This is a genomic window from Allobrachymonas sp., assembly GCF_041912815.1.
In the GTDB taxonomy this organism is placed as follows: Bacteria; Pseudomonadota; Gammaproteobacteria; order Burkholderiales; family Burkholderiaceae_C; genus Brachymonas.
This window is the reverse complement of record NZ_JAYRLV010000003.1, coordinates 46,273-58,578: the sequence shown is the minus strand read 5'-3', so window position 1 is coordinate 58,578 and position 12,306 is coordinate 46,273. Positions and strand designations below refer to the sequence as shown.

General features: G+C 63.0%; 11 protein-coding genes and 1 pseudogene. 3 read left to right on the top strand and 9 right to left on the bottom strand.

From position 1 onward, the window contains the following. Positions 1-14: 14 nt before the first annotated feature. From rhuM to ACE3P9_RS04100, 8 genes and pseudogenes are all read right to left on the bottom strand, one after another. Positions 15-1,040: a RhuM family protein gene (gene rhuM, locus ACE3P9_RS04135; RefSeq protein WP_374492001.1), complete on the bottom strand. Its 1,026-nt coding sequence runs from the start codon at positions 1,038-1,040 to the stop codon at positions 15-17. A 12-nt stretch (positions 1,041-1,052) separates the two neighbouring features. Continuing rightward, positions 1,053-2,282 carry a restriction endonuclease subunit S gene (locus ACE3P9_RS04130; protein WP_374492000.1) on the bottom strand — a complete coding sequence of 410 codons (1,230 nt, stop codon included), beginning with the start codon at positions 2,280-2,282 and terminating at the stop codon, positions 1,053-1,055. Further along, complete coding sequence (locus ACE3P9_RS04125) at positions 2,279-3,838, bottom strand: type I restriction-modification system subunit M (RefSeq protein WP_374491999.1); 1,560 nt, start codon at positions 3,836-3,838, stop codon at positions 2,279-2,281. The genes ACE3P9_RS04130 and ACE3P9_RS04125 overlap by 4 nt, the downstream gene beginning before the upstream one ends. A 34-nt stretch (positions 3,839-3,872) precedes the next feature. Beyond that, positions 3,873-4,442 (bottom strand): hypothetical protein, encoded by a 570-nt coding sequence (locus ACE3P9_RS04120; RefSeq protein WP_374491998.1) that lies wholly within the window; start codon positions 4,440-4,442, stop codon positions 3,873-3,875. Continuing rightward, on the bottom strand, positions 4,439-4,756 hold the full coding sequence (locus ACE3P9_RS04115) for a DUF1153 domain-containing protein (protein WP_374491996.1): 318 nt from the start codon (positions 4,754-4,756) through the stop codon (positions 4,439-4,441). The genes ACE3P9_RS04120 and ACE3P9_RS04115 overlap by 4 nt, the downstream gene beginning before the upstream one ends. A gap of 54 nt (positions 4,757-4,810) precedes the next feature. Then, positions 4,811-4,978 (bottom strand): annotated as a pseudogene (locus ACE3P9_RS04110) (integrase); the annotation flags it as partial. 197 nt (positions 4,979-5,175) lie between these two features. Further along, positions 5,176-5,538 carry an arsenate reductase (glutaredoxin) gene (gene arsC / locus ACE3P9_RS04105; RefSeq protein ID WP_374491995.1) on the bottom strand — a complete coding sequence of 121 codons (363 nt, stop codon included), beginning with the start codon at positions 5,536-5,538 and terminating at the stop codon, positions 5,176-5,178. Positions 5,539-5,843: 305 nt separating this feature from the next. After that, on the bottom strand, positions 5,844-6,770 hold the full coding sequence (locus ACE3P9_RS04100) for a LysR family transcriptional regulator (protein ID WP_374491994.1): 927 nt from the start codon (positions 6,768-6,770) through the stop codon (positions 5,844-5,846). A gap of 489 nt (positions 6,771-7,259) precedes the next feature. Between ACE3P9_RS04100 and ACE3P9_RS04095 the strand changes: the two genes are divergently transcribed. The 3 genes from ACE3P9_RS04095 to ACE3P9_RS04085 all read left to right on the top strand — a co-directional run bounded on the left by ACE3P9_RS04095 (position 7,260) and on the right by ACE3P9_RS04085 (position 10,475). Further along, entirely contained in the window at positions 7,260-9,266 is a 2,007-nt protein-coding gene (locus ACE3P9_RS04095; protein WP_374491993.1) for a cation:proton antiporter, read from the top strand. A 115-nt stretch (positions 9,267-9,381) separates the two neighbouring features. Beyond that, positions 9,382-9,936: an adenine phosphoribosyltransferase gene (locus tag ACE3P9_RS04090; protein WP_374491992.1), complete on the top strand. Its 555-nt coding sequence runs from the start codon at positions 9,382-9,384 to the stop codon at positions 9,934-9,936. 176 nt (positions 9,937-10,112) lie between these two features. After that, positions 10,113-10,475: a hypothetical protein gene (locus ACE3P9_RS04085; protein WP_374491991.1), complete on the top strand. Its 363-nt coding sequence runs from the start codon at positions 10,113-10,115 to the stop codon at positions 10,473-10,475. 149 nt (positions 10,476-10,624) lie between these two features. On the opposite strand, the gene ahpF is transcribed toward ACE3P9_RS04085, so the two are convergent. Further along, positions 10,625-12,199 (bottom strand): alkyl hydroperoxide reductase subunit F, encoded by a 1,575-nt coding sequence (gene ahpF, locus ACE3P9_RS04080; RefSeq protein WP_374491990.1) that lies wholly within the window; start codon positions 12,197-12,199, stop codon positions 10,625-10,627. Between the last annotated feature and the right edge of the window lie 107 nt (positions 12,200-12,306).

The window sequence follows — 12,306 nt, the reverse complement described above, 5'->3', positions numbered from 1 at the left end:
TTTTCACGGCGCGATCAAAATCCGATTCGATGCGTTGCTGTTTGTTGAACTTCTCGTACTCGGCCATGGCCTTGGCGTCGGCCTGCTGGCGTCGGCCTGCTGGCGTCGGCCTGCTGGCGCTGGACGCAGCCATAGCCCTCCAGAATTCGGTACTCATTGAAGGCCAGGAATTTGTCCACGCTGTCGGCAAAGCCTTCCATGGTGAAGGTATTGCGCCGCTCGATGATGCCTTCGATGTAATCGAAAAATGCCGCAACCGCCCGTTCTAGTTTTTTGATGTCGGCTTCAGCCAGGTAGTTTTTCGCCACCAGCACATCGGATTTCAAGACCCGCCCATCCGGTGCGTTTTTGTACGTCTTCAAGCCCATCAGTGGTTTGCCGGCGTCGGCATTCAGGGCAATGAGCTCTGCGGACGTGTGGCCGGTAATCGCGTAGTGGAATTTGTCTTGCACATGGGCGTAGAACAGGCGCGTGGTTTCCGACTTCGGGTCGTAGTCGATGCTGCACTCGGCGAAAATGTCGGTGATCTGCTGATAGATTCGCCGCTCGCTGGCGCGGATGGATCGCACCCGCTCCAGCAGTTCGCGAAAGTAGTCCTTGCCAAAGTAGCGGCCATTTTTCAGGCGCTCATCATCCATGGCAAAGCCTTTGATGATGTATTGCCGGATCAGTGCGGTGGCCCAGATGCGGAACTGCGTGGCCTGCGCCGAGTTCACCCGGTAGCCGACGGAAATCACCGCATCCAGGTTGTAGTACTTCACCCGCTGAACCTGGGTCAGGCCGTCGATCGCGCCGTGGGCAGTGGTATGTTCCAAAATGGAACTGACCACATCTTCCTGCAACTCATTGCTTTCAAAGATGTTTTTCAGGTGCTTGGTGATGGCCGGGCGCTGCACGCCGAACAGTTGGGCCATCCGTTCCTGCGTCAGCCAGATGCTTTCATCGCGCAGCAGCACCTCCACCTTGATCGCGCCATTCGGGGCGGTGTAGAGCAGGAATTCCGTGGTTTGGTCGTGCAATGTGAGCGGGTGTTTAGGCATGGCTGTGTCCCTTTACGCACTGGCGGCCAAAGCGGTTTCTGGCTTGGGGAAGCTCAGCAGCAAGTCGCGGTAATACGCGTATTGCTTCTGGCGCAACTCGATTTCGCGCGGCAAGCCTTCGGTGAGGGAGTGGGTCAGGGCGTCGAATTTGTCGAGGATGGCGACGATGCGGGCTTGTTTATCCAATGGCGGCACAGGAATTTTCAGCTTTCTCAAATCACCCATTGGCAAACTGACCACCGGATTTCCCACAATTTTCTTGCTGTAATCTTTAACCGTCTCGCTGGAATTCAATAGATGAGCAAGGTACCTCGGCAAAATTTTCTCTTGGACCGGCTTAATGACATAAACACCTTCTTTGATATTCCAATTTTCTGGTTTATCTTCAATCACAGCCGTGCGCCCGACTGTTCCTGTGCCTGAAAACAGTACATCGCCAGCATCCAAATTGGAGCGACCATTAATCAACTTCAATGCTTTCTCATTTACCCTGTCAGTTTTTTCAAGAAACGTAACTTTACCGTTCTGAATCTCACGAACAGTCACGTAATATCCTTGGGCATCCGGCGTGTTTAACTGAAAGTTCTGTCGCGGGTTTAGTCCTGTTTTTAGTGAGTAGATAACCTCCGCCAACGTCTTCCACTGCACTTCCCCTTCTTCAAAACTCAACAACTGATCGCGGTAGTAGTTGTATTGTTTTTTGCGGGCTGTCAGTTCGGCTGTCAGTTCGGCTGTCAGTTCGGCTGTCAGTTCGGCGAATGCGTCCAGTATGCGGACGATTTCGGCTTGGATTTCAAGGGATTTTTTGGGGTTGTCTGGGCAGGGGATGGGAATTAGCAAAGGCGCTACATCACGAGGATATACGTGAGGCACTCCACCACCGCTCTTTAGCTCATGCAACTGCTGTTGCATTCCTTGAAGCCAATAGAAACAGTATTTCGGCAGCAAACCGTTGTTAGGCTTCACGGTGAATGCATCGGATACAAAGATCGGCTGCTCCCACCAACTAACAAACCCTGCATACGCCCCAGATCCTGCTATGACGATAGTTTGCCCAGTGCGGTTGCTGGCATTGTGAAAATATGCAGGCGTGCGCCCCCCGGCGATCACAGGGATTTCACCCGGAGTTACATCTTTCTGCGTAATTGAAGTGCCGCGCTTAATTTCAGATACTTCGCCCAAGGGCGTTTCTACAGCACCCTCGCCATTCAAGAGATTTTCCAAGAATTCCACGCCACTCATGCCTCCAGCTCCCCGCCTTCAATCTCCGCCACGATGGCGTCAATGTCCTTGCGCAGTTGGTCAATCTTGGCCACGGTGGTCTTCAACTCGGCATTGAGCTGGGCAATGTCCACCACCTCGCGGGTGTCCTTGGCTTCCACATAGCTGCTGACCGACAGGTTGTAGTCGTTGGCGGCCACCTTCTCATAGGGCGCACACAGGGCAAAGTAATCCACATCCGCCTTGCTGTCGAACACGGCCATGATCTGGTCGATGTGCGCGTCCAGCAGCACGTTGTTGTTGGTCTCTTTCTTGAACAGGCCGCTGGCGTCGATGAACTGGGTGGTGGTGTCGGTCTTGTGCTTGGACAGCACCAGGATGTTCACCGCGATGGTGGTGCCAAAGAACAGGTTGGGCGCCAGCGAAATTACGCTCTCCACATAGTTGTTGTCCACCAGGTACCGGCGAATCTTCTGCTCGGCCCCGCCCCGGTAGAAGATGCCCGGGAAGCAGACGATGGCCGCGCGGCCCTTGCTGGAGAGGTAGCTGAGCGCGTGCAGCACAAAAGCAAAGTCGGCCTTGGACTTGGGCGCCAGCACGCCGGCGGGGGCGAAGCGGTCGTCATTGATCAGCGTGGGGTCGTCGCTGCCAATCCACTTCACCGAGTACGGGGGGTTGGAGACGATGGCGTCAAAGGGCTTGTCGTAGGCGAACTGCGGGTCTTCCAGCGTGTCGCCCAGCTGGATGTTGAACTTGTCGTAGTTCACGTTGTGCAAGAACATGTTCATCCGCGCCAGGTTGTACGTGGTGTGGTTGATTTCCTGCCCAAAGAAGCCTTCTTCGATGATGTGATCGTCAAACTGCTTCTTGGCCTGCAGCAGCAGCGAGCCCGAGCCGCAGGCCGGGTCGTAGATCTTGTTGATGCTGGTCTGGCCGTGCATGGCCAACTGCGCAATCAGCTTGGAGACCTGCTGTGGCGTGAAGAACTCGCCACCTGATTTGCCCGCGTTGGCGGCGTAGTTGGAAATGAGGAACTCGTAGGCATCGCCGAACAGGTCGATGTGGCTGGCGTCGAAGCCGCCGAAGTCCAGTTCCGCCACGCGTTTGAGCACTTTGGACAGACGATCGTTCTTGTCCTTGACGGTGTTGCCCAGGCGGTTGCTGGTGGTGTCGAAATCTGCGAACAGGCCTTTGATGTCCTGCTCGGAGGGATAGCCGTTGGCCGAGGCTTCAATGGCCTTGAAGATGTTGGCCAGGTCGGTGTTCAGGCGTTCGTTGGTGTTGGCATTGGCCGCCACGTTGACGAAGAGCTGGCTGGGGTAGATGAAGTAGCCCTTGGTCTTGATGGCATCGTCTTTGGCAGCCGCGATGTTCGGATCCCTGTCTGACATGGCGGCGTAATTGACAGAAGCGTCGCCGCCGGTGATGTAGTCGATGAAGTTCTCGCTGATGAAGCGATAGAACAGCGTGCCCAGCACATATTGCTTGAAGTCCCACCCATCGACGGCACCGCGGACGTCATTGGCGATATCCCAGATCTTGCGCTGTAGGGCGGCGCGTTGTTCGTTGCTTGTCATCTTGAAAGTCCAGTTTTGATTCGTTGGGTCCGGCTCAGGCTCGATGCTTGAACTGGAGGAAATGGGTTGTTACGGCAAAAGGGCCGCGTTCTATCTCCCTGCTTTCTTCGTTTTGGGTTGATAGAAATCCTTGCGCCTTCAGGCGGTTGCCGACGTATCGCCCGGCTTCTATCACCCATCTATCGGCGATAGCGCGCAGGTTGTCCGATAGGCTGTTCATGCCACCGCCCAGTATCGCCGCCAGCGGTTGTTGCCCGCAAAGCGGACTTCCCCGCGATCGATCAGCTCTTCCAGCGCGCGCTTGACTTGCTTGGGATGGATTTCGCCGCCGACGCGCTGGTGGATGCCAGCCCTTGAGCTGGAAGATGCGTTGCACCGTGTTCTTGTTCATGCCCAGCAGATGCGCCACGGTACGGTAGCCCAACGACGGGTGTTCTTCAATTAGGGCCTTGATCGGCTCGGCCAGTTGCTCCTGCGCCTTGGGCGGAGATTTGACGCTGCGGTCATACAGCGTGCGCCGCGGCAGATCAAAGCAGCGGCACAACTTGACCAGGCTGACCGAATAGCCCTCTGCGGCCAGTCCCCGCTGCACGTCGAGGATCATTTCTCGTCCTCGTCGCCCAGCAGGGACGCCAATTTTTTTCGGGCACGCAGCTCCAGCATGGCTTCGCCATAGGCCTCCTGCAAGTCACTGAGCTTCTTCTCGTACAACTGGCGCACATCCAACGGGTTGGTGCGCAGCGCGTTTTCCATGCTGCGTTTGCCCTCATCCACCCACTGTTGCAGCTCAGACGCAGGCAGATCGAAGGCCCGGCTGGCCTCGGCCACCGTGGTCTTGCCCTGAATGATCTCCAGCACCAGCGCTGTCTTGCGCTTGGCCGTCCAGCGCTTGATTTCGTCTTCCATCAAGGTACTCATCGTTGTCTTCCTTTCGCGATAATACCTGTGCAGGATTTCAGTGGGTCAATACAGCAGTCCGTGCATATAGCTCAACCCTGCAGCCTTGTACTGGCCGTCGTAAACATGCCGCTGCTGGATGTAGGTCTTGTGCGCGGGGATAAGCGAGCAGACTTAGCCCAGCTGATGTGTTTCGTCTAGCACCGCATGCTGCTCTGGCATCGTGATCGGCATGTGGCGCTTGCAGGGATGAATGCGCCTGCGGGGAGCCAAACGAGTGCGCGAGCCCCCAGAGACGAGCGCAAAAAAGCCACGGCAAAAATGCAGCAGCGCGAACGAATCTCGCATCACGAAAACCGCCCGACGCCCGCTGCCTTATCCGGCTCGGTGGCTTGGGTTTTGCAGACTTTTTTTCAAAAGATCTGGGCGCAACAGCTTATTTACCCCAGCACTTCCTGCACCCGTTCCGCCGGGCGGCAGATGAGGGCCTGGGTGGGGGTGACGACGACGGGGCGTTGCAGCAGGATGGGGTGCTGGGCCATGAAGTCGAGGAGTTCGTCTTCGGTCCACTTGGGATTGCCGAGATCGAGTTCGGCGTAGGGGGTGCCTTTTTCGCGGAGCATGTCGCGCACGGGCAGGCCCAGGCGGGTGGCAAGGGCGCGCAGGGCGGCGTGGTCGGGCGGGGTCTTGAGGTATTCGATGACCTGCGGCTGCAGGCCGGCGGCGCGCAGGGCGTCGAGCACCTTGCGCGAGGTGCTGCACTTGGGGTTGTGGTAGATGGTGACGGGGGTGGTGGAGTCCATGGTGGGGTGGTTCCTGCTGGGGTGGAGTTGTACGGGAATGGGAATGGCGACACATGCGGGCGGCGGGGCGCGCCGGCCAGGCACGCGCAGAGCTGCCGGACGACGGCGCTGGCGGGCAAGGAGAACGTCACACCGCCCTGCGGCGCGTAGAGCGCAACACGCGCGCAGCACGCAGGGGCTCGGGGCGCCGTGCGACAGGAGAACGGCAAGGCCCACGGCTGGCGCTGGCGTGTTCGCCGCGCTGGCTGCCGGGGCGCTTCGTGCCCTTGTGCGTGTCTGTTTCTGCCGCTCCCAGCCTTTCCCTTTTACCGGGAGAGGGCTTCCTGCCAGTAGCGCTCGCTACTGTACTGGCTTTTGAGAAAGTCGATCCACAGGCGCAGGCGCAGGGGGAGGTGCTTGCGCTGGGCAAAGACGGCGTAGATGCCGTTGGGGGGCGCGGCATAGTCGTCCAGAACCGATTCGAGCCGGCCTTCGCGGATGTCGTGCGCGACTTCCCAGGTGCTGCGCCAGGCGATGCCGTGGCCGGCCAGACACCACTCGTGCAGCACCTGCCCGTCGCTGCAGTCCAGGGGGCCGCTGGGCTTGATGTGGAGCAGGGCGCCGTGTTCCATGAAGGCCCAGCCCCGTGTCTGCGAGGCTTCGCTGCTGAGGGTGAGGCAGTGCCAGCGCCGGCTGTCGAGCAGGTCCTGGGGATGGACGGGGCGGCCGTGGCGGCGCAGGTAGGTGGGCGTGGCCACGCACAGGCGACGGTTGTCGGCCAGCCGGGTGCTGACGAGGGAGGAGTCCGGCAGGTCGCCCACGCGCACGGCGCAGTCGAAGCCTTCGGCTGCGAGGTCGACCACGCGGTCGCTCAGATTGAGCGAGATGCGCACTTCGGGATGCAGCTCATGGAACCGGGGCACCAGCGGGGCGACGTGCCGGCGGCCAAAGCCGGCCGGGGCGGTGAGGCGGAGCTGGCCGCTCGCGCGCACGCTGCCGGCGCTGACGGCGGCTTCCATGTTGGCGATGTCGCCCAGAATGCGCACGCTTTCTTCGAGGAAGGCGGCGCCTTCGTGCGTGAGCGAGATGCGCCGCGTGGTGCGCACCAGGAGCTTGACGCCGAGCCGGGCCTCCAGCGCGTCGAGGCGGCGGCCGACCATGGCGGCCGCGACGCCCTCGGACTGGGCGGCTGCGGTGAGGCTGCCGCGCTGGGCGACGGCCACGAAGGTTTCGATCTGTTTGAGCTTGTCCACGGCGGGGCGGGCTGGGCAGGGAGGTGGCGGGCCGGACACTCCACCATGGAGGCAGGGGCGAGGCCGGTGCCCGCAGGGGCACGCATCTTACTGTAGCGGCGAAAGCCGCCGCGCAGGCAGCAGGACGTTCTGGACAGTTGACCTGCGGCAAGTCCCGGCTGGAATGTGAGGATTTGTCAGCGATGGTAAGGCGATGCAGGAGCCACTGCGGGCGGTGCAGGCTCTGGCGCTGCGGTGGCCCGGTGCGACTCTGGGCTGCCGGCGGCGAAGGGCAGGGGGCCGCGTGGGGCGTGGACAGGGGCTGGCACGGAGGTGCCCAGAGGGAGATCCCTGCCAAGATGGCATGGCTCGTGCTTGGCTCTGGGGCATGTGACTGCAGGCGATGCCGGGCTCCCGTGCGGGAGCCGGTGCCGCAGGTGGGGGATTGCACTTGTGACAGGGTGTGGTCTTTGTGTCAGGTCGTTGAAACTCCTTGGTTACACTCGGAACATGTCTTCGCTGGAACTGGTTCTCGTTTATTTGCTCGCAGCGGTGCTCGGAGTGGTTGTCTTCCGGAGCATCAAGCTGCCGCCCATGCTCGGCTATCTGGCCGTGGGGGCCGTCATCGGCCCGCACATGCTCGGCATGGTGCACAGCAACAAGCGCATCGACCATCTGGCGGAGTTCGGCGTGGTGCTGCTGATGTTCGTGATCGGGCTGGAGTTCAGCCTCTCCAAGCTGCGGGCCATGAAGCGCCACGTGTTCGGGCTGGGGGCGGTGCAGGTGGGGGCGACCATGCTGCTGTCCATGCTGATCATGTTTGCCCTGCGCTGGCTCATGCCCTCGCTCTGGAAGCTGTCGTGGCAGGGGTCGCTGGCGCTGGCGGCGGTGCTGGCCATGAGCAGTACCGCCATCGTGGTGAAGATGATGGCCGAGCGGCTGGAGCTCGATACCGAATACGGCAAGCGGGTGCTCGGAGTGCTGCTGTTCCAGGATCTGGCGGTGGTGCCGCTGCTGATCCTGATTCCGGCACTGGGCGCGCGCGACGAGGACATGGGCATGGAGCTGCTCATCGCCATGGGCAAGGCGGTGGTGCTCATCGCGGTGCTGCTCTACGGCGGGCAGCGCATCATGCGGCGCTGGCTCTTCATTGTGGCGCGGCGCAAGAGCAACGAGCTGTTCATGCTCAACCTGCTGCTGATCGCCCTGGGGCTGGCGTGGCTCACGGAGCAGGCGGGCCTGAGTCTGGCGCTGGGAGCCTTCATTGCGGGCATGCTGATCTCGGAGACACCGTACAAGTACCAGGTCGAGTCCGACATCCGGCCCTTCCATGACCTGCTGCTGGGGCTGTTCTTCATCACCATCGGGATGATGCTCGACTGGCACCAGATCGTGCGGCACTGGCAGTGGGTGCTGTTTCTGGTGACGGTGCCGGTGCTGTTCAAGCTCGTGGTGGTGTGGGTGAGCGCGTATGTGCTGGGCGCCAGCAACGGCGTGGCGCTGCGCACGGGCCTGTATCTGGCGCAGGCCGGGGAGTTCGGCTTTGTGCTGCTCAATCTGGCGCTGCACAGCGGGCTGGTGCCCACGCCACTGTTCAATGCCGTGCTGGCGAGCATGGTGCTGTCGATGATTGCCACGCCCTTCATCATCATGTACAGCAACCGCATCGTGCTGCGGCTGGTCAACAGCGAGTGGATGCATGAATCCCTCAAGATGACCACCATGGCCCGCCAGAGCATGGACCGGCGGGGACACGTGGTCATCTGCGGCTACGGGCGCACCGGCAGCGCGCTCGGCCAGCTGCTCGACCAGGAGTCCATTCCGCACGTGGCGATCGACCTCGATCCCGAGCGTGTGCGACAGGCCAACAACCAGGGCGACAGCGTGCTGTACGGCGATGCCACCCGGCCCAACACGCTGCAGGCGGCCGGGGTGTCGCGGGCCAGCGCCATTGTGATCACCATGGGAGATACGGCCACCACCTTCCATCTGCTCGATCAGCTGCGAGCCCAGGCGCCCAGCGTGCCCGTGATCGTGCGCACCCATGACGACCGCCAGCTCGATGACCTGCGCGAGGCCGGCGCCACCGAGGTGGTGCCCGAGGCGCTGGAAGGCACGCTCATGCTGGCGAGCCACACCCTGGCGCTCATGGGCGTGCCGGTGCGCCGCGTGCTGCGGGCCGTGCAGAACCAGCGCGGACAGCGCTACCGGCTGCTGCGCGGCTACTTCCGCAACGCCGAGGAGCTCATGAACGACGAGGACGCCGAGAATCTGGAGCGCCTGTCCACACTGGTGCTCGATCCTGCCTCCTGCGCCGTGGGGCAGACGTTTGCGCAGATCCAGCCCACTCTGGCTGCCCAGAGCGTCACGCTGGTGAGCCTGCGCCGGGCCTCCGGCAGCTCGCTGGTGCCGCGCAGCGAGATGGTGCTGGCTCCCGGCGACACGCTGGTGATGAGCGGCCGCCAGCAGGAGCTGCAGACGGTTGTCGCGATGTTCTCCCGCCCCACCGACCACTGAGCGGCCGCTACCGCGTGGGCAGGGCGACGCCGCAGGGCTGGCGGCGCGGGGCAGGGAAGGAGCCGGTCGCAATGCGGTACAGTTTCCCCTGCACACACTCCACCGGGATGCCGCCATGATCGCTTCTTCCACCGCAGACTTTCTGCGCAGCCGTATTCGCACCGTGCCCGACTGGCCGGCGCCCGGCGTGCAGTTCCGCGACATCACGCCGCTGCTGCAGGATGCCCGTGCCTACCGCGTGCTGGTTGATGCCTTCGTGCACCGCTACCTCGATCCTGCCCTGCGGCCCGACGTGGTGGCCGGGCTCGATGCGCGCGGCTTCATTCTGGGGGCCGTGGTGGCCTACGAGCTCAACGTGGGCTTCGTGCCGATCCGCAAGCAGGGCAAGCTGCCCTACGACACGGTGATGGAAACCTACGACCTCGAATACGGCAGCGCCAGCGTGGAGCTGCATGTCGATGCCGTGCAGCAGGGGCAGCGCGTGCTGCTGATGGACGACCTGATCGCCACCGGCGGCACCATGCTGGCGGGCCTGCGCCTGCTGCAGAAGGTGGGTGCCGAGGTGGTCGAAGGGGCCGCCATCATCGACCTGCCCGACCTGGGCGGCAGCCGTCGCATCCGCGAGGCAGGCCTGCCGCTGTATACGCTGCTGGACTTCGCGGGCGAATGACCGGCTCCCCGCAGGGGGGCATGGAACCAGGCCGGGGACGGGCCGGAGCCCGCCGGGAGGGGGCTACATCCCCTTACCAGATGGCAGGAACCGCATGGGCCATCCCGTGCTCCAATCCGGCATCTCTTTCACAAGCGAGACTGTCATGCGCATTGCATTCCTTCCTCTTGCACGCCGTGGGGCGTGTGCTTCGTCTGCCGGGACCGGGCCCGCGCTCGGGCGTATCGGTGGGCTGGTTGGCCCTGTCTGCGGCGCTGCTCGGTGGCTGTGCGGTCTATGTGCCCGGCCAGCGCGTGGTGACTGAAGGCGGCGTGGTGGTGGGCTCGGCACCGCCGCCCATGGTGCAGGAAACCGTCACCGTGCAGCCGTCCATCGGCATGGTCTGGATTCCCGGCCTCTGGTTCTGGGACGGCGGAAACTATCGCTGGCGCGGCGGTCACTGGGCGCATCCGCCTGCCGGATACAGCCGCTGGGCTCCCGGCGCGTGGCATGCCGCACCCGGCGGCCACGTCTGGCATGCCGGCGGCTGGCGTCGCTGAGCGGGCAGATTCCATGGCTCCCGCCCGGGGACGCTCTTCTCCCTCGGTTGCGAGGGAGGGGAGAACGACAAAGGCCCACCTTGCGATGGGCCTTTGTCGTATCTGGGGCATTCGAGCGCGCCCCGGCATGGGGCGCGTCGTGCGTGGCCTCAGGCGGTCTGCTGCGGGGTACCCGAGCGGATCAGGTAGTCGAACGCCGAGAGCGAAGCCTTGGCGCCTTCGCCCATGGCGATGATGATCTGCTTGTAGGGCTCACTGGTGCAGTCGCCCGCAGCGAACACGCCCGGCACACTGGTGCGGTCGTGGTCGTCCACCACGATCTCGCCCATGCGGTTGAGCTCCAGCGTACCCTTGAGCCATTCGGTGTTGGGCAGCAGGCCGATCTGCACGAAGATGCCGGCCACGGCCAGCTCGTGCGCCTCGCCGGTGGTGCGGTCCTGGTAGCGCAGGGCCTGCACCGACTTGCCGTTGCCCACCACCTCGGTGGTCTGCACATGGGTCAGGATGTCCACGTTGGGCAGACTGCGCAGCTTGGCCTGCAGCACGGCGTCGGCCTTCATCTCGGGCATGAACTCGAACAGCGTCACATGGTCCACGATGCCGGCGAGGTCAATGGCGGCCTCGACGCCGGAGTTGCCCCCGCCGACCACGGCCACTTTCTTGCCCTTGAACAGCGGGCCGTCGCAGTGCGGGCAGAAGGCCACCCCCTTGGTCTTGTACTCGGACTCGCCGGGGATGCGCATTTCGCGCCAGTGCGCCCCTGTGGCCAGAATGATGGCCTTGCCCTGCAGGGTGGCGCCGTTTTCCAGCGTGACCTGGGCCAGTGCGCCCGGCTGCGGGGCCGGTGCGAGGGCCGTGACGCGCTGCACGTTCATCACGTCCACGTCGTACTGCTTGACGTGTTCTTCCAGACCGGCCACCAGCTTGGGGCCGTCGGTTGCCTTGACCGAGATGAAGTTCTCGATGGCCAGCGTGTCGAGCACCTGGCCGCCGAAGCGCTCGGCCACGATGCCGGTGCGCAGCCCCTTGCGGGCCGCATAGATGGCGGCGGCACTGCCGGCCGGCCCACCCCCTACGATCAGGACGTCATACGGCGCCTTGGCGCTGAGCTTCTCGGCATCGCGGACTCCGGCGTTCCGGTCGATCAGACCGATGATCTCGTCGACGCCCATGCGGCCGTTGGCGATCATCTTGCCGTCGAGGTAGAGCGTGGGCACTGCCATGATCTGCAGCTCGTCCACTTCCTTCTGGAACAGGCCGCCGTCGATCACCGTCACACGCACCTTGGGGTTGTACACGGCCATGAGGGTGAGGGCCTGCACCACGTCCGGGCAGTTGTGGCAGGACAGGCTCATGTACACCTTGAAGTCGTAGGTGCCGGGTAGCGCACGGATCTTCTCGATCGTGCCGGGTTCCACCTTGGGCGGGTGGCCACCGGTCCACAGCAGCGCCAGCACCAGCGAGGTGAATTCGTGGCCCAGAGGAATGGCGGCGAACGTGAGGTGCTGTTCGCCGTCCTGCCGGGTCAGGGTGAACGAGGGGCGGTGGGTGGCCGTGCCGTCGAGCCACAGCGTGATGCGGTCGCTCATGCCGGCGATTTCCGTCAGTAGTTCGCGCATCCGGCGCGAGCCGTCGTCCGTGCCGAGCGAGGCGGTCAGGGTGATGGGGCGGCGCAGAAGGGTCAGATATTGACGCAGCTGGGCAGCGAGGTCCTGTTCAAGCATGATGTGCTCCTTCATGGGGAAGGGCCGGGGCCCTTCGGATGGCAGGGGAGATGCGGACGAACCCGGCACACGGCCGGGCCATGGACGCATCCGTGGAAGTAACGGGC

Coding starts and splice junctions, on each gene's coding strand:
- rhuM (WP_374492001.1), bottom strand. CDS start 1,040: ATGCCTAAACACCCGCTCACATTGCACGACCAAACCACGGAATTCCTG.
- ACE3P9_RS04130 (WP_374492000.1), bottom strand. CDS start 2,282: ATGAGTGGCGTGGAATTCTTGGAAAATCTCTTGAATGGCGAGGGTGCT.
- ACE3P9_RS04125 (WP_374491999.1), bottom strand. CDS start 3,838: ATGACAAGCAACGAACAACGCGCCGCCCTACAGCGCAAGATCTGGGAT.
- ACE3P9_RS04120 (WP_374491998.1), bottom strand. CDS start 4,442: ATGATCCTCGACGTGCAGCGGGGACTGGCCGCAGAGGGCTATTCGGTC.
- ACE3P9_RS04115 (WP_374491996.1), bottom strand. CDS start 4,756: ATGAGTACCTTGATGGAAGACGAAATCAAGCGCTGGACGGCCAAGCGC.
- arsC (WP_374491995.1), bottom strand. CDS start 5,538: ATGGACTCCACCACCCCCGTCACCATCTACCACAACCCCAAGTGCAGC.
- ACE3P9_RS04095 (WP_374491993.1), top strand. CDS start 7,260: ATGTCTTCGCTGGAACTGGTTCTCGTTTATTTGCTCGCAGCGGTGCTC.
- ACE3P9_RS04090 (WP_374491992.1), top strand. CDS start 9,382: ATGATCGCTTCTTCCACCGCAGACTTTCTGCGCAGCCGTATTCGCACC.
- ahpF (WP_374491990.1), bottom strand. CDS start 12,199: ATGCTTGAACAGGACCTCGCTGCCCAGCTGCGTCAATATCTGACCCTT.